At 42.8% G+C, this 22,739-nt stretch carries 21 protein-coding genes and 1 other annotated feature; of the genes, 10 read left to right on the forward strand and 11 right to left on the reverse strand.

What is annotated here, in order from left to right; genetic code table 11:
* Position 1 precedes the first annotated feature (1 nt).
* The 3 genes from pheT to lpxM all read left to right on the forward strand — a co-directional run bounded on the left by pheT (position 2) and on the right by lpxM (position 3,707).
* Entirely contained in the window at positions 2-2,389 is a 2,388-nt protein-coding gene (pheT, locus tag AB4298_RS16415) for a phenylalanine--tRNA ligase subunit beta (protein WP_371987517.1), read from the forward strand.
* A 4-nt stretch (positions 2,390-2,393) separates the two neighbouring features.
* On the forward strand, positions 2,394-2,690 hold the full coding sequence (gene ihfA, locus AB4298_RS16420; protein WP_012142935.1) for an integration host factor subunit alpha: 297 nt from the start codon (positions 2,394-2,396) through the stop codon (positions 2,688-2,690).
* A gap of 78 nt (positions 2,691-2,768) precedes the next feature.
* Positions 2,769-3,707, forward strand: a complete 939-nt coding sequence (gene lpxM, locus AB4298_RS16425; protein ID WP_371987518.1) for a lauroyl-Kdo(2)-lipid IV(A) myristoyltransferase — start codon at positions 2,769-2,771, stop codon at positions 3,705-3,707.
* A gap of 72 nt (positions 3,708-3,779) precedes the next feature.
* On the opposite strand, the gene AB4298_RS16430 is transcribed toward lpxM, so the two are convergent.
* From AB4298_RS16430 to hisG, 10 genes are all read right to left on the reverse strand, one after another.
* Positions 3,780-4,883 (reverse strand): phosphoribosylaminoimidazolesuccinocarboxamide synthase, encoded by a 1,104-nt coding sequence (locus AB4298_RS16430; RefSeq protein ID WP_371987519.1) that lies wholly within the window; start codon positions 4,881-4,883, stop codon positions 3,780-3,782.
* 173 nt (positions 4,884-5,056) lie between these two features.
* Positions 5,057-5,836: a transporter substrate-binding domain-containing protein gene (locus AB4298_RS16435; RefSeq protein ID WP_371987521.1), complete on the reverse strand. Its 780-nt coding sequence runs from the start codon at positions 5,834-5,836 to the stop codon at positions 5,057-5,059.
* A 425-nt stretch (positions 5,837-6,261) separates the two neighbouring features.
* Positions 6,262-6,897 (reverse strand): bifunctional phosphoribosyl-AMP cyclohydrolase/phosphoribosyl-ATP diphosphatase HisIE, encoded by a 636-nt coding sequence (hisIE, locus tag AB4298_RS16440; RefSeq protein ID WP_371987522.1) that lies wholly within the window; start codon positions 6,895-6,897, stop codon positions 6,262-6,264.
* A 58-nt stretch (positions 6,898-6,955) separates the two neighbouring features.
* Positions 6,956-7,729 carry an imidazole glycerol phosphate synthase subunit HisF gene (gene hisF, locus AB4298_RS16445; protein ID WP_371987524.1) on the reverse strand — a complete coding sequence of 258 codons (774 nt, stop codon included), beginning with the start codon at positions 7,727-7,729 and terminating at the stop codon, positions 6,956-6,958.
* Complete coding sequence (gene hisA / locus AB4298_RS16450; RefSeq protein WP_371987526.1) at positions 7,711-8,448, reverse strand: 1-(5-phosphoribosyl)-5-[(5-phosphoribosylamino)methylideneamino]imidazole-4-carboxamide isomerase; 738 nt, start codon at positions 8,446-8,448, stop codon at positions 7,711-7,713. The genes hisF and hisA overlap by 19 nt, the downstream gene beginning before the upstream one ends.
* The gene (hisH, locus tag AB4298_RS16455) at positions 8,445-9,173 is read right to left on the reverse strand and encodes an imidazole glycerol phosphate synthase subunit HisH (RefSeq protein ID WP_371987527.1); all 729 of its coding nucleotides are present in this window, start codon (positions 9,171-9,173) and stop codon (positions 8,445-8,447) included. Before hisH ends, hisA begins: the two co-directional genes overlap by 4 nt.
* A complete protein-coding gene (gene hisB, locus AB4298_RS16460) occupies positions 9,170-10,264 on the reverse strand; it encodes a bifunctional histidinol-phosphatase/imidazoleglycerol-phosphate dehydratase HisB (RefSeq protein ID WP_371987528.1) in 1,095 nt (364 codons plus the stop codon). The genes hisH and hisB overlap by 4 nt, the downstream gene beginning before the upstream one ends.
* A 136-nt stretch (positions 10,265-10,400) precedes the next feature.
* Positions 10,401-11,465: a histidinol-phosphate transaminase gene (gene hisC, locus AB4298_RS16465; RefSeq protein WP_371987529.1), complete on the reverse strand. Its 1,065-nt coding sequence runs from the start codon at positions 11,463-11,465 to the stop codon at positions 10,401-10,403.
* Positions 11,465-12,781 (reverse strand): histidinol dehydrogenase, encoded by a 1,317-nt coding sequence (gene hisD / locus AB4298_RS16470; RefSeq protein WP_371987531.1) that lies wholly within the window; start codon positions 12,779-12,781, stop codon positions 11,465-11,467. Before hisD ends, hisC begins: the two co-directional genes overlap by 1 nt.
* Positions 12,782-12,785: 4 nt before the next feature.
* A complete protein-coding gene (gene hisG / locus AB4298_RS16475) occupies positions 12,786-13,685 on the reverse strand; it encodes an ATP phosphoribosyltransferase (RefSeq protein ID WP_220781009.1) in 900 nt (299 codons plus the stop codon).
* 56 nt (positions 13,686-13,741) lie between these two features.
* Positions 13,742-13,861 (reverse strand) — a sequence feature (His leader region).
* 412 nt (positions 13,862-14,273) lie between these two features.
* Between hisG and yoaA the strand changes: the two genes are divergently transcribed.
* Positions 14,274-16,199 carry a DNA repair helicase YoaA gene (yoaA, locus tag AB4298_RS16480; RefSeq protein ID WP_527251185.1) on the forward strand — a complete coding sequence of 642 codons (1,926 nt, stop codon included), beginning with the start codon at positions 14,274-14,276 and terminating at the stop codon, positions 16,197-16,199.
* Here the strand turns inward: yoaA and AB4298_RS16485 are convergent.
* Positions 16,192-16,617 (reverse strand): hypothetical protein, encoded by a 426-nt coding sequence (locus tag AB4298_RS16485; RefSeq protein WP_248997398.1) that lies wholly within the window; start codon positions 16,615-16,617, stop codon positions 16,192-16,194. The genes yoaA and AB4298_RS16485 overlap by 8 nt on opposite strands.
* A gap of 355 nt (positions 16,618-16,972) precedes the next feature.
* Between AB4298_RS16485 and tsaB the strand changes: the two genes are divergently transcribed.
* The 6 genes from tsaB (at position 16,973) to fadD (ending at position 22,666) form a co-directional block, all read left to right on the forward strand.
* Positions 16,973-17,689 (forward strand): tRNA (adenosine(37)-N6)-threonylcarbamoyltransferase complex dimerization subunit type 1 TsaB, encoded by a 717-nt coding sequence (gene tsaB, locus AB4298_RS16490; RefSeq protein WP_248997397.1) that lies wholly within the window; start codon positions 16,973-16,975, stop codon positions 17,687-17,689.
* Positions 17,690-17,904: 215 nt separating this feature from the next.
* On the forward strand, positions 17,905-18,222 hold the full coding sequence (locus tag AB4298_RS16495) for a hypothetical protein (protein ID WP_371987533.1): 318 nt from the start codon (positions 17,905-17,907) through the stop codon (positions 18,220-18,222).
* Entirely contained in the window at positions 18,215-18,931 is a 717-nt protein-coding gene (locus AB4298_RS16500) for a M50 family metallopeptidase (RefSeq protein ID WP_248997395.1), read from the forward strand. Before AB4298_RS16495 ends, AB4298_RS16500 begins: the two co-directional genes overlap by 8 nt.
* Positions 18,932-19,097: 166 nt before the next feature.
* On the forward strand, positions 19,098-19,931 hold the full coding sequence (locus AB4298_RS16505) for a class I SAM-dependent methyltransferase (RefSeq protein WP_371987535.1): 834 nt from the start codon (positions 19,098-19,100) through the stop codon (positions 19,929-19,931).
* A gap of 8 nt (positions 19,932-19,939) precedes the next feature.
* A complete protein-coding gene (locus tag AB4298_RS16510) occupies positions 19,940-20,809 on the forward strand; it encodes an alpha/beta fold hydrolase (RefSeq protein ID WP_371987536.1) in 870 nt (289 codons plus the stop codon).
* A 183-nt stretch (positions 20,810-20,992) separates the two neighbouring features.
* Positions 20,993-22,666, forward strand: a complete 1,674-nt coding sequence (gene fadD, locus AB4298_RS16515; RefSeq protein ID WP_248997392.1) for a long-chain-fatty-acid--CoA ligase FadD — start codon at positions 20,993-20,995, stop codon at positions 22,664-22,666.
* Positions 22,667-22,739 lie beyond the last annotated feature (73 nt).

The following is a 22,739-nucleotide window of genomic DNA, read 5'->3' on the forward strand; positions in this document are numbered from 1 at the left end:
CATGAAATTTAGCGAATCTTGGCTTCGTGAGTGGGCTAACCCAAGTGTTAACCGCGAAGAATTATCACACCAAATTACCATGGCAGGTCTTGAAGTTGATGGCGTTGAGCCAGTAGCAGCAGATTTTAGCGGCGTAGTTGTTGGTGAAGTGGTTGAATGTGGTCAGCACCCAGATGCTGACAAATTACGTGTAACTAAAATCAATGTTGGCGGCGAAGAGCTAATCGACATCGTATGTGGTGCCTCAAACTGTCGTTTAGGCCTTAAAGTTGCTGTTGCTATGGTTGGCGCTGTGCTACCTGGCGATTTCAAAATTAAGAAAGCTAAACTACGTGGTCAACCATCATTCGGTATGCTGTGTTCGTTTGGCGAGCTAGGTGTCGATATCGAAAGCGATGGCATCATTGAATTGCCATTAGATGCACCTGTGGGTCAAGACGTACGTGAATATCTAGATCTAAACGATGCGGTAATCGACGTAGACTTAACGGCTAACCGCGCAGATTGTCTAGGTATGGCTGGTCTTGCTCGTGAAGTTGGTGTTCTTAACCGTCAAGCAGTAACAGAACCTACTTGGGAAGCTGTTTCTGCAACTATCACTGATGAAGTGAGCATTGATGTGCAAGAGCCACAAGAGTGTGGTCGTTACTTGGGCCGTGTTATCAAAAACGTTAACGTGAAAGCTGAAACACCACTATGGATGCAAGAGAAGTTGCGTCGCAGCGGTATTCGCTCTATCGACCCAATTGTTGATATCACTAACTTTGTGTTGATTGAATTTGGTCAACCAATGCACGCATTTGACTTAGCTAAGTTAGATGGTGGCATTCAAGTGCGTAAGCCTAAAGGCGAAGAAAAGCTAACATTACTTGATGGCAATGAAATCACCATTCCAGAAGGCATGTTGATCATTGCTGACCAAGCTAAACCATTAGCACTTGCAGGTGTATTTGGTGGTGAGCACAGTGGCGTTACCACTGAAACTACTGATATTTTGTTAGAGTGTGCTTTCTTCGCACCTTTAGCTATTTTAGGTAAAGCACGTAAGATCGGTCTGCATACTGATGCATCACACCGTTTTGAGCGTGGCGTTGACCCAGAATTGCAACAAAAAGTAATGGATCGCGCGAGCCGTCTAGTACTAGACATTTGTGGCGGTGAAGCGGGTCCTGTCGTTGAAGCTAAATCTGACGAACACCTACCAAAGCCTGCACAAATCGTGCTACGTCGTAGCAAGCTAGATAAAACCCTAGGTCACCACATTGAAGATAACGATGTGACTGAAATCCTAGAGCGTTTAGGCTTTGTTGTTGAAGTCGCAGATGGGCAGTGGAATGTAACCACTGCAACTTATCGCTTTGACATGGCAATTGAAGAAGATTTAATTGAAGAAGTTGCCCGTATTTATGGTTACAACAATATTCCAAATATTGCGCCTGTTGCGCAATTAAGCATGTCTGATCATAAAGAATCAAACATCAACATTAAGCGCGTGCGCAGCATGTTGGTTGCTCGTGGTTTCCAAGAAGCTGTTACTTATAGCTTTGTTGATCCTAAGCAACAAGAGTTGATTCACCCAGGTGCAGAAGCAATGATCTTACCGAACCCAATTTCGGTAGAGATGTCTGCAATGCGTCTGTCTATGTTCACCGGTCTTTTGACTGCAGTGGGTTATAACCAAAGCCGTCAGCAAAACCGTGTCAGACTGTTTGAAACAGGTCTACGTTTTGTACCAAATGAAACTGCAGAATCAGGTGTGTCACAACAACCTATGCTTGCTGCAGTTATTGCTGGTAATCAAAATGATGAGCATTGGACAATGGAGTCAAAAACAGTTGACTTCTTTGACCTCAAAGGTGACTTAGAAGCAGTCATCGGTTTGACTGTTGCAGATGCTGAATTTAGTTTCAGAGCAGCAACACATCCAGCGTTACATCCGGGGCAATGTGCTGAAATCTTAAGAGATGATCGCGTTATTGGTATTATAGGTACGGTTCACCCAAGCCTAGAAAAGCCATTTGGCCTTAACGGAAAAACAATTATTTTCGAGCTAGAATTAGACGCTTTATTGCACGCTAATTTGCCGCTAGCCCAGACTGTATCTAAGTTTCCAGCAAACCGTCGTGATATCGCCATCGTAGTAGATGACGCTATTTCAGCCGATGATGTTGTAAAAATGATAAGAAAAGTTGGCGAAAATCAGTTGGTTGGCATAAACTTGTTCGATGTATACCGAGGTAAAGGTGTAGAGGAAGGCAAAAAGAGCCTTGCAATAGCACTCTTATTACAAGATAACGCTCGTACACTGGAAGAGAAAGAAATCGCAGAGATGGTAGAAGTCGTGGTTTCTGCTCTGAAGGACGAGTTCAACGCATCGTTGAGGGACTAAAAGTATGGCACTTACCAAAGCCGAAATGGCAGAACATCTTTTTGAAACGCTAGGTATCAACAAGAGAGTAGCGAAAGAGATGGTAGAGACGTTTTTCGAAGAAATTCGTCAAGCTCTTGAAAGTGGTGAGCAGGTCAAGCTATCTGGCTTTGGCAACTTTGACCTGAGGGACAAGAATCAAAGACCGGGAAGGAACCCAAAGACGGGAGAAGATATCCCAATTTCGGCACGTCGTGTAGTGACGTTCCGTCCAGGACAGAAGCTGAAAAGCCGAGTCGAAGAAGCTAACGCGAAGAAGTAATCGTTTTAGCATCGTTATGAAGAGGCCACTCAATAGAGTGGCTTTTTCTGTTATTCACTTGCTGTAGAGGTTTTAGACTTGTCTAGAAAGCCTAAGTATTTTGACCGTCGTTTTAGCTTGAGTCTGTTACACCCTAAATATTGGCCTACCTGGGTGGCGATTCTGGTTTTAGTTATTTTTGGCTTAATGCCAGCTTGGCTTCGAGACCCTATTGCTCGTACATTGGCCAAATTGGTGATGCATATTGCTAAGAAGCCGATTAAGGTTGCTAGAGCAAACTTAACCACTTGTTTCCCTGAAAAGTCGACCCTTGAGATTGATGCGTTAGTTAAAGATAACGTTGAAAACTTTGTGATGATTTTATTGGCACAATCAGAGCTTATGCTTAAGTCGCGCGCGCATATGAGGCGTCGTGTACAACTACATGGCTTTGAAAATGTTGAACAAGCACGTGCTGCAGGGCAACCGGTGATTTTTATCATGCCTCATGTTTGGGGAATAGAGTATGCAGGTTTGCGCTTAAATATTGACTTGCCAATGGTCTCAATGGCTAAAGCCCATAAAAATGGTTTATTTAACTGGTTTAATAACCGTATGCGTAGTTCGCAAGGCGGTAATATCTACATGCGTGAAGCAGGGATCCGCGCATTGTTATCAGAGCTAAAGCAGGACAATAGCTTCTTTTATTTGCCAGATGAAGATTTAGGCCGTGATAAAAGCGTGTTTGCTCCATTTTTAGGCACGACTAAAGCGACATTACCTGTAGTTGGGCGCTTAGCTCAAGCGGGCAATGCTCAAGTTATGCCTGTTAAAATTGGTTATGATAAAGCTAAACATCGCTTTGATTTAACGGTGATGCCAGCAATTGAACCTGAAACCATGCAAGGTAAAGAGAATGAAGCTATCGCTTTGAATAAAGCGGTTGAACAAGTTATTTTGGCTTACCCTGAGCAATACATGTGGTTTTTAAAGGTGTTGAAAACTCGCCCTGAAGGCGAAGCATCAATTTATAAGTAGGCACTAAGTTGAGTGTTAATTGTTCAATAAAAAGCCGCATTTTATTGCGGCTTTTTTATATCAGGAAATCGCTTATACGATTAGTTGATATTCATTACGTAAGATCGCAATGATCTCTTGCTTAGGATTTTCGCTGATATGTAGTTTTTTACCAATAATTTTCTCTGCGATACCGACGTAGGTATTAGAGATATCCATCATTACTGATTCTGGTAGCTTATTATCAACGGCTAGAGCAAGGCGTTCTTCCATACGATTCTTATTTAATAAGATATCAGGATCTGGGAAGTGGTTTAGTAGCCACTGTCTAAAGCCTTCTTTAGATTGTTCAATGATCTTACCATCGCGGTGTGATGAACCATCCCAAATACGCGAGCTATCAGGGGTGCCAACTTCATCCATATAGATAAGCTTTTCGTTACCCGCGGCATCATTGACATAGCCAAATTCAAATTTTGTATCAACAAAAATCTGATCATGCTCAGCTAGTGCGGCACTAATGACATCAAATCCTTCTTTTAGGAGCTTTTCGTAAAGATCGATGTCAGACTCATCGCTGAAATTAAAGCCCTTAACGTGGCGTTCAATGTCGCTACGCGATACGTTAACATCATCAGCTTCTGGCACGCCTTCGAGACCAGTTAATACACCTTTAGTGGAAGGAGTAATTAATAGCTCTGGCAGCTTTTGATCTTTCTCTAAGCCTTCAGGGATCGTAATGCCACAAAATTCACGTTCACCTTTAGTGTATGAACGCCACATTGAGCCAGTAATATACTGACGTGCAATCGCTTCAATCATCACTGGACGCGCTTTCTGTACAATCCATACCAATGGGTGCGGGATATCTAGAATATGGCTGTCAGCAAGGCCTTTGTCTTTGAAAAGTTTAAACCAATGGTTTGAGATAGCATTTAGTGCTGTTCCTTTACCAGGAACACCATTTAAGCCATTTTCACCTTGCCATACGCAATCAAAAGCTGAAATACGGTCACTTATCACCATAATGGCAAGTGGGGCATCGGCTGGTACATCGTAACCTTTGTCTTTAATTAACCGAGCGCTATCTTCTTCGGTTAACCAGTAAACACTGCGAACTTTGCCTGAGTGGACTGGTTGGTTAGTACGAATTGGAAGGTTGTCATTTACGACTAAAACTTTATCTGCAAGATTCATAGGGCACACTTTTATTATTGAGAAGCTTAATTTTAGTGGCGCAGATTGTAACAGAAGTTACCAGGCGCAACACCCTAGGTAAGCGGGTTTTACTCTTTGTAAAAACAGTGTTTCCTATAGTGTAAAATAATGAGGGTTAATCTGGTTAAATCAACATATTATGCTGCTATTTTCTATTGATACCGATTAATTATCGACTCTAGTTGTGCATTGGCTTTCATGATCACGATTTGGTCATCTATCCAATTAATCGTATCTTGGCTAACACTATCACCGTATGATAAGTGGATATTTAAAGATGGCGTAATATTCGTTGCATTGGTTAGTTTTAACGGACTTTGGTCAATACTATGCTGTTTTATGGCATAACGAATTCGGTTTTCCATTTCAATGAATACCTCACCACGCTTATTTATTAACGCTTGTAGCGCACTTTGATGACTTCTTGCTTCCACTTTTTTAATTTGGCCATTTTCTATAAAGGTTGTCAGACCTGGGTAAGAAAAACCTTTTAGCAGAATGACAGTTTTACCGAAAAGGTCTTCTACATTGCTATACGTATTTCGGTCACTATTAAGCTGTACGAGAGAGTGATTGACGCTAAATAAGGCTTGTTTAGATAGACGTTTATTCTGTGTTAATACTTGTTTATTATCGCGCCATGCAGGTGAGCCATAACTTATCCATTTTGTATAGGTTTTTGCCTTTATTTCATGATTGTAGCGTTTAAAAGGCATAACATGTGGAACTATTTTGAACGGCTTTTTAGTCGCCAATAGAGAGATCACATCACTGATAATGCCTGAGCTAGCTTGGTGATTTGAAGTGTTGATTTGAAATGGTTCAGCTTGATTGGCAATGATCAAATAGGAGAGTTCTTCCGCCGAAACGGTATCAGGCTGTACCCAAAAGAGCATTATCATTAAAGAATAAAGTGCAGGGGACAACTTCATAAATGATCACTTAACATCAGTTGCTCATGACCTCTAATTTGATTCTGTTTAATGGCAGAATGCTGTTTGTATTCTCTATGCTTCACAATCCAATGATAGTTAAAGCGGAAACGCCGTCATTTAGAATTTTATGCTAGCGGATTATTATCAACAATGCATTTGTTTTTTATAGAGTAATTGCTCCCCTTATCACATGCAGGGCGATAAGATGTAGCGGCAACTTGAATGAGGAAAATACAAGTTACCCGCTACACTAATTATTTGTGTTTTACATGGATTAGTAAGCTCTGTCATTTTGAGTTGTCTATTAAGGTTATCAGCTAAGTTATTAACTGAATTATCACTTCAGTTTTCTCAATAACGCTCAAAGTCGCTTTCGATATAGCTTTCATATCGTTAATTGCAATCAAGTGCTTAAGACTGGGCTATTTATTGTGCCTTTTCAGTAAGTTTAAATTGATATCTTGCATGCTGAGCTCTTGGTCTTCAAGCAGTACTAGCAAGTGATAGATAAGATCTGATGCCTCATCAATCAGCTCTGGTTTGTCATTAGTCGCTGCAGCTAAGGCCGTTTCTAACCCTTCTTCACCTACTTTTTGCGCAATCCGTTTCGTTCCGCGCTCAAATAGATGAGCTGTGTAACTCGACTCTGGGTCTTGACCCTTTCGTGATGCAATTAGCGAAGATAGATTGTCAATAAAGCTGTGGGCATGACCATCGCCCCAGCAGCTTTCTGTGCCTTTGTGGCAAGTAGGCCCATTGGGGACGACTTGTACCAATAGACTGTCATTATCGCAATCTTTATCGATAGCCACTAAATCTAAGGTGTTGCCTGAGGTTTCGCCTTTGGTCCATAGTCTTTGTTTACTGCGACTAAAGAAGGTCACTTGCTTGCTTGATAGTGTGTTATCTAATGCCGCTTTATTCATATAGCCCAGCATCAGTACTTTGCCGGTTAGGTGATTTTGTACAATGGCTGGGATTAGTCCATCAGTTTTTTCCCAATCGAGTTGATTGATTAAGTCAGCGCAGTTATTTGTCTGTTGTGTAAGCGTGCTCATACTCGTTCCTTAAATTTTGCATACGTCACTTATTTCGCTCTTAGCTTATCTGTTAGGCTTAAACGCGAATGGCGATATTGTTATTCTTGAGGTAGCGCTTTAAATCTAGGATATCGATGATCCCTTTATGAAACACGCTTGCAGCTAAGGCTGCATCAACGTTTGCTTCGGTGAATACCGCTTTAAAATGCTCTATTGTGCCTGCGCCACCAGAAGCAATAAGTGGTACATCACAAATAGCTCTAATCATCGATAACTGTTTGATGTCATAACCTTGCCTAACACCATCTTGATTCATCACATTGAGTACGATTTCACCACAGCCCTGCTTTTGCACTTCTTCAACCCAGTCTTGAGTAAACCATTGGGTATCTTTAGTGGCCGTTTCGTCACCAGTAAACTGTTTGACTAAATAGCTGTCACGACTAGCGTCAAAATATGAGTCGATACCGATAACGATGCATTGGCGGCCAAACTCATCTTGTAAGCGAGCGATTAAGCTTGGGTCGGTTAATGCCGGTGAGTTAATCGAAATTTTATCTGCGCCAAAGGCAAGTTTTTCTCTTGCTTGCTCAATGGTTTTAATGCCACCAGCGACACAAAAAGGGATATCAATTTGTTCAGCGACGCGGCTTATCCAAGACTTATCAATGACCCTATCATGGGCGCTGGCAGTGATGTCATAAAATACCAATTCATCGGCGCCTTCTTCAGCATAGCGTTTAGCGAGCGGCACAATGTCGCCAACGATCTCATGGTTGCGAAATTGCACCCCTTTAACCACTTTGCCTTCTTTTACGTCCAGGCAAGGAACTATGCGTTTGGCCAGCATGCAATAGCCTCCTCAACATTAAACTGATTTATTAACAGCGCTTTACCGATAATTATGCCGTTAGCGCCACTTTTTTTCACTGCTTGAACATCATCTAAGGTGGCGATACCACCAGAGGCTTGCCATTGGATCTCGGGATAGCTTGCTGCAATTTCAGTGTAAAGTGCGGTGTTAGCGCCCAGCAGGGTACCGTCTCGACTAATATCTGTGACTAGAGCATGCTTTAATCCTACGCATTTAAACTCTTCAACTAGTGATTCTAAGCTTTTACCGCCGCCACTTTGCCAGCCTGATACAGCAACAACCTTCTCACCTTGTTCATTGATGTTGACGTCAAGAGCGAGGCAGATAGCCTCATTACCGTATTTTTCAAACCAACTCTTTACCAGTTCAGGTTCTTTTACGGCCAAGGAGCCAATCACCACTCGACTAACACCAATTTCTAATAACTCATTTAATTGTGCCTCGGTACGAATACCGCCGCCGACTTGAATCGGCGTATCGAGGTTAGTGACTAGCTCAGAAATTAAAGCTGTTTGACGCTGATTAGGATCTTTAGCCCCCGTTAAGTCAACAATGTGCAGTAAGTTAGCGCCTTGTGCTTGGTAGCTTCTTAGCTGCTCAAGAGGACTTAAATTGAAAGTGGTTTGCTGGGCATAATCACCTTGATAGAGGCGAACCACTTGTCCATCGATAAGATCGATTGCTGGAATAATCATAACTGCGCCTCGTTTAATAGGTTACTGCTCGCCAATGACTTGGTAGGCGATTGGACAAAAGTGTCTTTATTCATATACAGGAAGTTTTGTAGCATTTTTGCGCCCACTTCACTGCTTTTCTCTGGGTGAAACTGCACCCCTATAAAGTTATCTTTAGCAATGGCGGCACTAAAGGTTTCTCCGTGTTGCGCAGTGGCTATGGTGTACTCGCTAATTGGCGCCCGGTAACTATGGACAAAATACACATAGCTGCCAGCACCTATACCAGCAAATATCGGGTGGCTTGATGGTGTTATTTGATTCCAGCCCATGTGTGGCAGCGGTAAACCTTGGCTATCAAGTTGTTCAATATCAGTGGCAATAATATTTAAGCACGGGCTATCATCACTTTGACCTCCGCGCTCTTTAGAGACGCGAGTCAGCATTTGCATGCCTAAACACACACCAATCACCGGTTGTGTCAACTCGGGAATAAGTTGTACTAAGCCTTTGTTCTTTAGAGCGCTCATGGCTGCTGCTGCGGTGCCAACACCTGGTAACACTACCCGTTCAGCGGTTTTTATCATCTCAACATCATCGGTGACAAATAGACTTTCGCGTTCAATATCCGTCATTAAGCGCTCAAAGGCATACCTTACTGAACTTAAATTGGCGCAGCCGGTATCTATAATCACGGTATTACCAATGATATTAGTTTGATTAAGAGTTATCTTTTGCTTACTCATAACACACCTTTGCTTGAGGGAAGGGCATCACTTTCAATGGCTATCGCTTGTCTTAACGTACGACCAAGGACTTTAAACAAGCTCTCTACCTTGTGGTGATCATTATCACCTTGAGTACTGATGTGTAGAGTGCAGCGTAGGCCATCGGCGAATGAGCGGAAAAAGTGCGGCACCATTTCAGTTGCCATTTGACCAACAAGTTCGCGCTCAAACTCGCCGTTAAATTTAATAAATGGGCGGCCTGAGAGATCTAACAAACAGGCGGCACTCGCTTCATCCATCGGGATAGCCTGTTGGAAAACATCATCTGACGGCGTATTGCCAAAGCGGGCGATACCGCGTTTGTCACCGAGTGCTTGGCGCAGTGCATCGCCGATTGCCAACGCGGTATCTTCAACGCTGTGGTGATCATCAATCTCTAGATCACCATCGACTTTGATGTCCATTTTAAAGTTACCGTGAGTGGATATTTGTTCAAGCATGTGGTCATAAAACCCGATGCCAGTGTTGATCTCACCTTTGCTATTTGAATCTAAATCCACCGTAACGCGAATATCGGTTTCTTTTGTGGTACGGATCACCGTTGCTGTACGGTTTTTATTAAGAAGCTGATCGGCAATGGCATTCCAGTTCAAAGTTTCAGGGTTATATTGCAGACCGAGGATCCCCATAGAGTCGGCAAGCCCCATATCGGTTTCACGATCGCCAATCACGGCTGATTGGGTGAAATCAATTTTACCAGAGGTTAGGTACTCTTTGACTAAGCCTAATTTGGGTTTGCGGCAGCTACAGTTTTCATCATCAAAGTGCGGGCAAATAAGCACATCGTCAAATAATACGCCTTGGCTATTTAAGATCTGCATCATCATATTTTGCGGGGCATCAAAGTCATTTTTAGGGAATGACGGCGTGCCTAAACCATCTTGATTACTCACCATCACCAAACGGTAGCCGGCATTTTGTAATTTAAGCAGTGCAGGGATGACATTCGGCTCAAAGACTAACTTTGCTAGGCTATCAACTTGTTTATCTGTTACTGGCTCTTCGATTATGGTGCCGTCACGGTCAATAAATAGGATTTTCTGTTTCATCGCGCTCTACCTTTCAAATCTTGATACTTAAGTCAAAATAGACTCTCGTTTTGTTATTTTTCTATGTTGCTAGTGGCTTAACCATTTAGCGACTTATTTTGATGCCAATAAAATAGCTTTACTGAGAGCTGAGTTACTAGGATCTAAATAGCGCAACGAGATAGTCAGTTTGCGCCTTGTTACTAAAGCTAAAACGAATGGCTTTGCTTAAGCGGGGATCGCTGTAACTTCTTGCTATTACGCCGGCGTCATTGAGCGATTTTTGCACCAGTTCTTTATCGTCAAATTCAGCGAGTACATAATTTCCGTGTGCTTTAATCACCTTGGCGCCAAAATTATCTAGAGCGTTCGCTAAGCGGGCGCCTTGAGCTTTCATTTCATTAACCTGTAAGGTCATGGTTTTTAGGCCGTCGGCACTTAACGCTTGAGTAGCGAGCTCGCTAACAGGTAGTGGCACTGGGTAAGGCGCTATCACTCGCATACAAATATCAATAATATCTGTGTTAGCAAGTAAGAACCCGCAGCGAGCACCCGCTAGCGCAAAGGCTTTGGATAAGGTACGTAACACCACGAGGTTATCTGTGCTAGCAATTAACTCGGCAACGCTGTACTCAGGACTAAACTCGATATAAGCCTCATCAACGACAACAATTGCGTTGGGACAATTTTTAATGACTGCGGTAATCTTTTGCTTAGTGATAACGCTGCCAGTTGGATTATTGGGATTACAGATAAAAACCAGTTTAGCGCCGTCAACTTGTGCCTGATAATCTTCTGGTAGCTGAAAATCTTCAGTTAACGATAGTGGCTTAACACCCACATTGAAGGTTTTTGCACTAATGGCGTACATGCCGTAAGTCGGCCCAAAAGTAGCGATACTGTCTTGACCTGGGATACAAAAAGCGCGAATAAGCAGTTCAATTGCTTCATCAGCGCCGCGGCAGCTAATTATGCAGTCAGCATTGACACCACTATAGCGACCGTAGGCATTTATCAACGCTGGAGGTTGGCATTCTGGGTAACGATTAAGTCCATTAATATCACTGTTATTAAATGGGGACTCATTAGCGTTAATCCATATATCGCCTTGACCACCAATACGTCTTGCCGATTGGTAAACTTCGAGATCCAATAATTCAGCTCTAGCAAGGCGCTGCGCAAGGTTAAGTGAACTGGCGTTAGATTGATTAAGTGCCGTCATTACGCCTCCGTATTCACTAAGTTATTGTTATCAAGACTTGCTATACGCACGGCAATGGCATTTTTGTGGGCATCAAGTTGCTCAGCTTCAGCCAATACCATAACGCTATTGCTTAAGGTTTTAAGCCCATCTGCTGATAGTTCCTGCACGGTAAATCGGCGGCTAAAGTCTGCTAGGGATAAACTTGATACGGTTTTGCTGTAGCCATAAGTCGGTAAAACATGGTTAGTACCGCTGGCATAATCACCCACAGATTCTGGCGTATAAGCGCCGACAAACACTGAGCCAGCAGCGCGAATATTTTTAAGCACTTGTCGAGGTTGCTCAGTTTGAATGATTAAGTGCTCTGGCCCATATTGGTTAGATACTTGGGCAGCCATTGCCATATCGTTAACAATTATGCTGCGACTGCATTTTAGCGCTTCGACAGCTATTTCTGCTCGTGCTAGTTTTGCAAGCTGCTCAATGAGTGCTTGGTTAACGTTATTTGCAAATAGCTCGCAATCGGTCACTAACATCACTTGAGAGTCTGCGCCATGCTCAGCTTGGGATAACAGGTCTGCCGCGACAAACTCAGGATTTGCTAGTGCATCGGCAATGACTAGCACTTCAGATGGGCCTGCAGGCATATCGATACTCACAGTACAGCGATTATCTTGACTCACCGCGCGCTTAGCTTCAGTGACAAAGCGGTTACCTGGCCCAAAAATTTTATCCACTTGAGGAATAGTCTCAGTGCCAAATGCCAATGCAGCTATGGCTTGGGCGCCGCCCACCTGGTAGATCTCGTCAATACCGCATTCATTAGCTGCGTAAACAATAGCGTCATTAATTGGCGGTGGGCTAACCAATACTCGTTTGCAGCAACCGGCTATTTTGGCTGGTAGCGCTAGCATCAGTACCGTCGAGATCAACGGCGCTGTTCCGCCAGGGATATACAACCCCACACGCTCTATCGCTTCCGAGCGCAGCTCACAGCGAATACCAGACTGAGTTTCAATATCAATGTTCGGCAGCACCTGTGCTTGGTGAAAACACTCAATATTGGCTTTCGCTTGAGCAATAGCTTGTTTTATCTCAAAAGATACCTTGGCGCAGCTTTGCTCAATCTCTGTTTTAGAGAGTTTTAAGTTATCGATATTGACGCCATCGAACTTTTGATTAAATTCAAATAGCGCACTGTCACCTTGTTCACTCACAGCATCGATTATCTGCGCAACGCTTTGCTCCAGATTGCTGTCGCCAACAAGCGGCGAGCGAGCAAGTGCATTGCTTTTCGCTTGTTGGTTGAGAGATTGCCAATTGAGGATCTGCATATTGTTACCCCATCATTTTTTCGATTGGCATCACTAAAATAGAGCTAGCACCAAGCTGCGTGAGCTGCTCCATGGTGTCCCAGAACAGATCTTCGGTACTAACAGCGTGGATAGCAACACGGTTAGTGTCGTCATTGAGCGGGAGTACTGTTGGGTTTTCAGCACCAGGTAGTAAAGCAACAATCTGATCTAAGGTTTCAGTCGGTGCGTGTAATAAGATGTATTTGCTTTCTTTAGCGCGAACAACCCCATTAATACGCGATAAAATTTTATTAATCAGTGCTTGCTTGTCATCGGGCTGAGATTGGGTTGATTGAATGATGCACGCCATTGAGCGGTAGATGACTTCGGTCTCATATAAGCCATTTGCCTCAAGCGTGGCGCCGGTTGATACTAAGTCACAGATCCCATCAGAGAGTCCGGCGCGCGGCGCCACTTCTACCGAGCCTTTAAGCATACAGTCGCGATAGTTAATGCCTTTCTCTTGCATATAGCGGCGAAGCAGGTTGGGGTAAGAGGTGGCGATTCTGAGGCCTTCAAGCGAGCTGGCATCTTGGTAGCTAAATTCGTTCGGTACCGCCAGTGATAAACGACATGCGCCGAAATCGAGTTCACGTAGTTTGATACACTCAGCTGGCTTACCTAAGCTTTGGCGCTCAATTTGTTCTTCTTCTAATACATTCTCACCAATAATGCCTAAATCAACGACACCGTCCATCACGAGGCCGGGAATATCGTCATCACGCACACGTAATAAATCGATTGGCATATTGTCAGAGTGGGCGATAAGGCGCTGTTCATTCACATTAAACTTTACGCCACAGCTCTTTAAAAGCTTTTGTGACTCTTTGGAAAGACGACCTGATTTTTGAATTGCGATACGTAATCTAGTTGACTCTGACATGGAATACTTCCTATTAGTTAATTTAAAAATTCTTATAAAACAATTTGTTAAGATAAAACCAAAAAACCCTTGGAATTCCTTCCAAGGGTTTTTGATATTTTTAAATCAACCGCCGGAAGGAAATAGTCCTTCGGCAGTAAGCTTCCGAAGGCTACCGCATATGGTGGTGATGATGGATAGTGTTCAAAAGCTGTGTCATATTCGTTTCTCTCAATTTTGAGTCAGGGACAAGTTTACATAAGTGCCCAGTTATTTGCTTCAGCAAACTGTTTCATTAGTGAACATTGCTGGTGGTTAAAGCAACGCTTGCTGCTTGGTATTTAAACTAATCAGTTTTAAAAATGATTGCAAGTGCTTATTTTGGCAGATGAGTAAACTTCATCTAAATGTCATCTTAAGAACAAAACCGTTAATCTCATTTAAAAACTCTAGTCGCTTGTTCTTAAAATAACACAATGGCTCTTGTCTACTGCAAAGTGTCATTTCGTCTTGGGATAGCAACAAAAGCTAATGCTATCTTAATAATTAAGATAAACTGCATGGCATATTCAAAGTCTCCTGTTAGGTCAAATAAAGGTCCATTTTCTCTTGAGCGCTAAATTAATCCAACAAGTTGCCGCCGCATTTTCAAGCCAAGGGGTAATGGCCCAATCGATTAAGGGTTTTAGTCGCAGAGCGGTGCAAGCAGAAATGGCTGAAGCGGTTGCAGAATCTATTGCGAGTCGAAATAACCTGGTGGTTGAAGCGGGTACTGGTGTGGGAAAAACCTTTGCTTACTTGATCCCAGCACTACTCAGTGGCAAACAAGTTATTGTCAGCACTGGCAGTAAAAACTTGCAAGAGCAGTTGTTTTATAAAGATTTACCGGCACTGCTTGCTATGCTGGGCTTAACGCCAAAAGTTGCACTACTTAAAGGGCGTAATAACTACTTATGCCAGCACTTGATGGATAAGGAGTTATCGGGTGCTAGCTCAATGGATACTCAAGTTCTTGACGACTTATTACGCATCAATCAATGGGCGGGGCAAACGACTGACGGTGATATTGGTGGTTTAACTGCGGTGACAGAAAACTCGGCGGCATTACCGTTAATTGTGAGTGCTAAAGAAACTTGTATTGGCCAGCGCTGTGACCACTATGATGATTGTTTTACTCGCAAAGCACGTAATAGAGCGATGGATGCACGTGTCATTGTCGTCAATCATCATCTTTTTCTCGCTGATAGAATTTTAAAGGAAACCGGCTTTGCTGAGTTATTGCCTGACTCAGATGTGGTTATTTTTGATGAAGCACACCTGTTACCTGATATAGCAGTCACTTACTTTGGACTGCAGTGTGCAACAAGGCAAATAGCCGATCTCTTTGACAAACTCATTGAGATCTATCGCTTTGAACTCCGAGACGCCAAACAAATAGAATTATTGAGTGCTCGCTGCGCAGCGCTGTTAAATGAGTGGCAACAAGTGTTGTTTGCTATTGGTGATACAGATTGGCGCCGCTTGTTATCGAACAAAGAATTGTCGGTGCTGTCGTGGGGTTTAATTAAAGAAATTAAAGCTTTGCAAAGTGTGTTGATGAGCCATGTCGGCCGCAGTGATAACTTAGATGATGAGATCCAAAAACTCGATGTTTTAGCCAATAAGTTAGAACTATTTTTCTTGTGTGAGAACAATCAGGCGGCTTACAGCATTGATTATGGACATCGTTATTTAGTGTTACGTATTGCGCCAATTGACGTTGCTAAAGAGTGTCGCAAACTGTTTGAGTCGAATATTGCCTGGATTTTTACTTCTGCGACATTACAGATTAACCGCGACTTAAGCTTGTTTACCCGTCAACTCGGGTTAACTCAATGCCAAGAGATGCTGCTTGAGAGCCCATTTGATTACCGTAATAACGCGCTGTTTTGTGTACCGCGTCATTTAGCCAGCGTTAATAATCATCATGCAGCGCTTAATCAATTTGTCGATGTGTGTGTAAAGGCGGTTAATGCAGCCAAGGGGCGCACCTTTATCTTGTTTACCAGTCATAGAATGCTCAACTTAGTGGCGCCAGCGTTGCAACGGCGAGTGACATACCCTTTACTCGTTCAAGGTCAGGCAAACAAGCAAAGCCTACTGAAAAAATATCGACAGTTAGGTAATGCAGTACTTTTAGGTACCGGCGCCTTCTGGGAAGGAGTTGATGTACGAGGTAGGCTACTCAGCTGCGTTATTATTGATAAACTGCCCTTTGTGTCCCCTGATGACAACTTGTTTAGAGCCCGAAGTGAAGCTATTGAGCGCGAGGGAAAAGATGCATTTAGCGAAATATCATTGCCACAAGCGGTGATCACTCTTAACCAGGGGGTAGGTCGTTTGATCCGTGATGAAAAAGATAAAGGCGTACTTATCTTGTGCGATAACCGCATTGTGAATAAACCCTATGGACAGGCATTTTTAAATTCATTGCCGCCGATGGCAAGAACGAGAGATTTAGAAAAAGCGACGATGTTTTTAGAGCAAATTAAGTGATCAGTAATATCACCAAGTAGATAGCGGCCAATAGTATTAATGCTAGTAAGCAGCGCCTGCGGTAGGTTAGCCCTTGAGGATTGAGCAAACTAGGGAACAGTAAAAAATTGAGCGGATTAAATAACGTTTTATAGCTAATAATCGCGACACCGGGATTACGTCCGCGATAAAGCATTTTAGAAAAATAATACATAAAGCGAAACAGTAGCACCGGAAAGCTGACATATATGAGCAGTGTTAATGTGAGCTCTACAGTCATTTCAAACTCAGAAAAGGTTAACATAAGGCCTTTATTCCAAGCATCCTCCAAGCTATTAGAAAACCATATCAGCATAAAAGCCGTCATTAACATACAGAAAATGACAAACAACAGCGAGTAACGAAATAGACGAAACCAGTTTATGGTGATATGGCGCATTTACTCCTCCTTTAGCTTTGTTCATCCTGTATTTAGGGAAATTTATTATTCATTAAATTTAGAGTAAATTTTGCTCATTAGCCTAGTTTTAAGGGCAATTTATGTTGTTTGTTCTGCCTTCGCTAAGGGCTTTGTTAAAGTAAAATTGAATAAATTGCCGATAACAAAGCATTTGACCCGTAATTGGGGCTTAATCCTTTGCTTTAAGTTGAGGTATAATTGCTGAATTGATCTTAACTAAGCTTAGTGACTGAACGCTCGGTTAAGCTTTCCATGACCGCCTTTTTCTTGAGTGCTTAGATTGCACCTGTTTGCGGTATAAAATTATATAAATTATAGGTTTGGTAAGTAATTCATGACAAAAGAATCTAACGATACGACACAGCTGAGCATTTTAGCGCTCGATACATGTACTGAGTCGTGTTCTGCAGCGGTTAGCCACCTAGGTAAAACCTTTAGCGAGCAAGCCGATGCACCGCGTGAACATAGCCAGCGTTTGTTGCCTATGGTGAAATCGGTGTTGGGCGAAGCTGATCTGAAGCTGCAAGATGTTGATGTGATTGCTTACGGCAGAGGGCCCGGTAGTTTTACTGGTATTCGAATTTGCACCAGTATTACTCAAGGTTTAGCTCTTGGCCAAGAACTACCCGTTATTGGTATTTCAACTTTAGCTGCAATGGCGCAAGCTGCGATTGAACAGGGCGCAAGCCAAGTTCTCGCTGCAATCGATGCTCGCATGGGCGAAGTGTATTGGGGCCAATATATTGCAGTTGATGGTCTTGCAACTTTAGTTAATGAAGAAGTCGTGAGTGCGCCTGCTGATATTGTGTTAAGTCTAGATTTAACTCAGCCGATTGCAGCTTGTGGTACCGGTTTTGATGCTTACCCTGAAATACTTGAGCATAGTGAGACTATGTCTTTATGTGAGGCGGCGAAATTCCCTGAAGCCAAGTTTATGTTGGCGCTTGCCCAAGAGGGTGTGAATAACGGCTTGAGCACCAGTGTTGATGAACTGACTCCAGTATATTTACGTGACACAGTAACCTGGCAAAAATTGCCAGGTAGAGAATAAGCTGCGTAGTTAATTATGATCTACAAGCACTTTAGTTTTGATTAACTTTAAAAACCTAATCAAAAGTAATACCTTGTAGAACATTATTTAGGTTAAAGTCATAAGTTAAATAGCTGTTATAACAGTTGCTACTCAATATGAGTGATAGTGAACTCCCTTTTAATTAAGGTTAAATTAGCGAGTGAGCGATGACTTGCTAAATTAAGGACTGTGTCATGCTGATAAATGCCAGCCAGCTTGCAACAACGCATCAGGCTGCAAAAATTGAGGTCAACAAGTCTGTTGCTAGCCAGCAAACTCCGGCGATCACGCCTGAAGCTGTTGAAAGTTCTGCGGCAATTAATCCACAGCAAGCGCTGGTGGATGTTTATCACGAAGATGTAGCAACACTGCAATCTCGTTTAGGCGCCCATGTTGAGTATGAAAGTCAAACCGGCGGTCAACGTGGCGCGGTGGCAGAATATTTGATTAACCAACATGCTGCAAAGCGAGATGAGATCCAGCAGATGGTCGGTATAGATACTTATGCTTAACCGCCACTCAGACGCCGCTGATAACTCTTTACCTCAAGGTGTTCAGCCTTCGGGAGCCCCTGGACGAACTCGATTTTTTATAGAACTCCTCATCGCTTTCCTCGTGACACGTATTCCCTTTGTTAGTGTGCCTTTTAAATGGCTCGAAAGTTATTTTCATGAGGTCTCACACGCGCTTGCTACACTTTTTTCCGGTGGGGCAGTGAGTCATATTCAGCTTTTTCCTAATGGGGCCGGGCTATGCTTTAGCCAAGGTGGTTGGCCATTATTAATTGGTTTTGCTGGTTATTTTGGTGCTGCCCTTTGGGGTTATCTTATTTTTATGTTTGCCACTTGGCCAAAAGGGATCCGAGTCAGTTTTGCTGTATTAGGCGGGGCAGTTGTGCTGACGATATTACTATGGGCACGAGATCTTTTGACCATTGCCATTTTAGTGAGTCTTGCGGGCTTGTTCTTATTGCCACTCAAGCTGCAATTGAACCGGTTTTTAGCCACTTTCCTAAGAGTAATAGCGCTGATGATTATTTTAAATGCGCTAGCCAGCCCTATGGTGCTTTTAGGTTTAGAAGGGCAAGGCGATGCCAATATGCTGGCGGGTGAAAGCTGGCTTCCGGCTTGGTTTTGGGTGGGAGTTTGGTTAGCGACAAGCGCGTTAATGCTGTTTTTATGCTGGCGTAGAGTCGACAGCGCTGCTAAACGCCGTGATTAACAGTCCTCTATTGAACGACTCTTCTCTATAATTTGTCCACTTAACGCAAAATACGATATCCGTTGATTCGTTTCAGTCACTCTAAAATGTAAATCTCTGTTTATATGGGTTGGTTTTTTGTTAACTGACTGCTAGGTTGATGCCTATCATATAAGGGAGATTGATAATGAAAAAGAAAATTGTTGCAGCCAGTATCTTACTTGCTAGCACTTGTAGCCTATCGCTTTTAAGCACGGCAGCTAACGCACACAATCATGGCAATACAGCGCTAGAAGCCGCTTTAACTAGTGACTTTCGACAAGCTAAAAACAGCGCTCGTGATGAATACCGTCACCCACAGCAAACCTTAACTTTTTTTGAAATTAAACCAACTGATACCGTGATTGAACTTTGGCCAGGTGGTGGTTGGTATGCTGAGATCTTAGCGCCATACTTAGCAAGTGAAGGTCATTACGTTGCGGGCAACTTCGATACCAATCCAAGTGATGAAAAGCTCAAAAATGGTTATCGCGCCAAGTCAGGCAAGAAGTTCGAAGCTTGGCTTAGCTACAATAAACAAAAGCTTGGCGCAGCAAGTACAGTGACTTTCGATCCTCCTAGCTATTACGTGATGGGTAAAGATAATAGCGCTGATGCGGTATTGACCTTTAGAAACTTACATAACTGGGCAATGAAAGGGTATTTAGAGCCTGTATTTGCATCAGCTTATAAAGTGCTAAAGCCGGGTGGTACTTTTGGTATTGTTGAGCATAGAGCTAACCCTGGAATGGATGCTAAAACCGGTTATATGGATCAAACTGAAATGGTTAAGCTTGCTGAAAAAGCCGGCTTTACCTTTGTTGCTAGCTCTGAAGTCAACGCCAATGCTAAAGATACTAAAGATTATCCGAAAGGGGTGTGGACTTTGCCGCCACGTTTAGCGCTTGAAGACCAAGATAAACAAAAGTATCTGGATATCGGTGAAAGCGATAGAATGACGCTTAAATTTATTAAAAAGTAATTGTATAGATGCACTTAGTCTGCGAATCCGATAACGAAATAACCTTAGAGCTACCTCATATCAATTTAGCGGGACGCTTGTGGGGTTCGCCAGACAAACCTTTGCTATTGGCATTACATGGCTGGTTAGATAATGCCAATAGCTTTGAACCACTCAGCCATTATCTAACTGAATATCAAATCTTAGCCATTGACTGGCCCGGTCATGGCGGCTCGCAGCATAGGCCCGGGGCATATCCCTTGCACTGGATAGATTATCTCTACGATTTAGATGCCTTACTTACTGTACTTGAAACACAACCTGTCGCAATCGTTGGCCACTCCTTGGGCGGGATTATTGCCTCTGCCTACGCAGCAGCTTTTCCTGATAACATAAGTAATCTGGTGTTAATTGAAGCGCTTTCCCCTCTATATGAAAACGAGTCTAAGTCTAAAAAACGCTTAACTAATAGTTTTAGTGACCACAGGCGCTTTCTGGCATCACTATCTAAACCCGTCAGTATTTATCGAGATATGGCAATTGCTGCCAATGCTCGGCACAAATTAACCGCACTAGACCTGCAATGGTGCGAATTATTGACTCAGCGCAATATGCAAAACCTTGATTCTGGGGTATGCTGGCGCAGTGATCCTCGCTTAAAATTAGATTCCCCTTTAAGACTGACTTTTTCTCAAGTCGATGCCTTAATGCAAGCTCATACAGTCAAAACTCTATTAATTTCTGGTAGTGGCGGATTCCCGCAATTACGAGAAGCGATCCCGATGGCGAATCGCTGGTTTAAACAATTACAGACTATAGAGCTCGAGGGTGATCACCATCTGCATATGGGGAATGCGCTAAAGGTGTCTCTCGCAATTGAGGCATTCTTAAAAGTCTAAGCAAAAAGAGGCTAGGTTTTTTGTTTCTTTTATGTGATGATAATCAAAATTTAAACGCTTGTATGATTTATTGGCGTTGACTAAAAATATAAAGAATAGACAGTGTTTTAGCTTGCTTGTTGGCAAGCTGCTAACAACCATTGCGGGTTTGATTACCGCAGGTGGAGATATTAGGAGATTTTTGTGGACCAACTTTGGATTAATAATCTACCGGACGATGTGCCTTCTGAGATTGATGTAGAGCAATATGCATCGCTTGTTGATTTATTTGAGACATCAGTGGCTAAATATGCGGATCAACCAGCGTTTGTCAATATGGGCGCAACCTTGACATATCGCAAGTTGGAAGAGCGTAGCAGAGCGTTTGCGGCATACCTCCAGAATGAGTTGAAGCTAAATAAAGGCGACAGAGTCGCGATTATGATGCCAAACCTTTTACAATATCCTATTGCACTGTTTGGTATTTTACGTGCAGGCATGGTGGTCGTGAATGTTAATCCACTATACACACCGCGTGAGCTTAAACATCAGCTAAATGACTCTGGCGCAAAGGCTATCGTAGTGGTATCAAACTTTGCCCATACGTTAGAAAAAGTGGTTGCTGATACGCCAGTCGAAAGCGTTATCTTAACCGGTTTAGGTGACTTACTCAGTGCACCAAAGCGTACCGTGGTTAACTTTGTGGTTAAATACATTAAGAAAATGGTGCCTAAGTACCATTTGCCACATGCTATTTCTATGCGTAAGGCTTTATCTAAAGGTCGACGTATGCAATACGTGAAACCTACAGTTAAAAAAGACGATTTAGCATTTTTACAATATACCGGCGGTACAACAGGTGTGTCTAAAGGTGCAATGCTTAGCCATGGTAATGTTGTCAGCAACTTACTACAGGCTGATGCGGCTTATGGGCCAATGTTGGATCAAGGTAAAGAATTTGTGGTTACAGCATTGCCGCTTTACCATATCTTTGCATTAACGGTTAACTGCTTACTGTTTATTCATAAAGGCGCTAATAACCTGCTGATCACTAACCCAAGAGATTTGCCTGCATTTATTAGTGAATTAGAAAAGCATCCATTTACGGTATTGACCGGTGTTAATACTTTATTTAATGCGTTGGTGAATAACGAAGATTTCGCTAAGCTTAACTTTAGTGAGCTGAAATTATCAATTGGTGGCGGTATGGCTGTGCAACGTGCTGTTGCTGACAAGTGGCAGGGATTAACTAAGACCCGACTACTTGAGGGTTATGGCTTAACAGAAGCAGCTCCGCTGGTAACTTGTTGTCCATATAATCTAGATGGCTATAACGGCTCTATTGGTTTCCCTGTCGCCAACACTGATATTCAAGTGCGTGACGATGAAGGTAATGTTTTAGCCCAAGGCGAAACTGGTGAGTTATTCGCTAAAGGTCCACAGGTCATGGTTGGTTATTGGCAACGTCCTGAAGAAACTAGTAATGTTATTGATAAAGACGGTTATTTAGCAACGGGTGATATCGGTTACATGGATGAAAAAGGTTTCTTCTTTATCGTTGACCGTAAAAAAGACATGATTTTAGTATCGGGCTTTAACGTGTTCCCAAATGAGGTTGAAGAAGTCGTTGCTCTGCACCCGAAAGTGATTGAAGTCGCTGCAGTGGGCGTACCGCATGAAGTGTCTGGTGAATTAGTTAAGGTATTTGTTGTTGCAAACGACAAATCTTTAACCAAAGAGGACGTAATCAAGCATTGTCGAGTGCATTTGACGGGCTATAAGATCCCTAAGCTGGTAGAATTTAGAGATGAACTGCCTAAAACCAACGTAGGTAAGATCTTACGTCGGGAATTAAGAGATGAGGCTAAGCAAGATTAACCTCATTAGTCATTAAGTGGTGATTGCCACTTTTGATTAGACTAAAGCCGGCAATTGCCGGCTTTTGCATATT

It is taken from the genome of Shewanella sp. 10N.261.52.F9, from assembly GCF_041471165.1.
GTDB lineage: Bacteria > Pseudomonadota > Gammaproteobacteria > Enterobacterales > Shewanellaceae > Shewanella > Shewanella marinintestina.

Coding starts and splice junctions, on each gene's coding strand:
- hisF (WP_371987524.1), bottom strand. CDS start 7,729: ATGCTGGCCAAACGCATAGTTCCTTGCCTGGACGTAAAAGAAGGCAAA.
- AB4298_RS16430 (WP_371987519.1), bottom strand. CDS start 4,883: ATGAATCTTGCAGATAAAGTTTTAGTCGTAAATGACAACCTTCCAATT.
- hisIE (WP_371987522.1), bottom strand. CDS start 6,897: ATGAGCACGCTTACACAACAGACAAATAACTGCGCTGACTTAATCAAT.
- tsaB (WP_248997397.1), top strand. CDS start 16,973: ATGACAAAAGAATCTAACGATACGACACAGCTGAGCATTTTAGCGCTC.
- AB4298_RS16495 (WP_371987533.1), top strand. CDS start 17,905: ATGCTGATAAATGCCAGCCAGCTTGCAACAACGCATCAGGCTGCAAAA.
- hisG (WP_220781009.1), bottom strand. CDS start 13,685: ATGTCAGAGTCAACTAGATTACGTATCGCAATTCAAAAATCAGGTCGT.
- hisC (WP_371987529.1), bottom strand. CDS start 11,465: ATGACGGCACTTAATCAATCTAACGCCAGTTCACTTAACCTTGCGCAG.
- ihfA (WP_012142935.1), top strand. CDS start 2,394: ATGGCACTTACCAAAGCCGAAATGGCAGAACATCTTTTTGAAACGCTA.
- AB4298_RS16435 (WP_371987521.1), bottom strand. CDS start 5,836: ATGAAGTTGTCCCCTGCACTTTATTCTTTAATGATAATGCTCTTTTGG.
- AB4298_RS16485 (WP_248997398.1), bottom strand. CDS start 16,617: ATGCGCCATATCACCATAAACTGGTTTCGTCTATTTCGTTACTCGCTG.
- pheT (WP_371987517.1), top strand. CDS start 2: ATGAAATTTAGCGAATCTTGGCTTCGTGAGTGGGCTAACCCAAGTGTT.
- AB4298_RS16510 (WP_371987536.1), top strand. CDS start 19,940: ATGCACTTAGTCTGCGAATCCGATAACGAAATAACCTTAGAGCTACCT.
- hisD (WP_371987531.1), bottom strand. CDS start 12,781: ATGCAGATCCTCAATTGGCAATCTCTCAACCAACAAGCGAAAAGCAAT.
- hisH (WP_371987527.1), bottom strand. CDS start 9,173: ATGAGTAAGCAAAAGATAACTCTTAATCAAACTAATATCATTGGTAAT.
- hisA (WP_371987526.1), bottom strand. CDS start 8,448: ATGATTATTCCAGCAATCGATCTTATCGATGGACAAGTGGTTCGCCTC.
- hisB (WP_371987528.1), bottom strand. CDS start 10,264: ATGAAACAGAAAATCCTATTTATTGACCGTGACGGCACCATAATCGAA.
- AB4298_RS16505 (WP_371987535.1), top strand. CDS start 19,098: ATGAAAAAGAAAATTGTTGCAGCCAGTATCTTACTTGCTAGCACTTGT.
- AB4298_RS16500 (WP_248997395.1), top strand. CDS start 18,215: ATGCTTAACCGCCACTCAGACGCCGCTGATAACTCTTTACCTCAAGGT.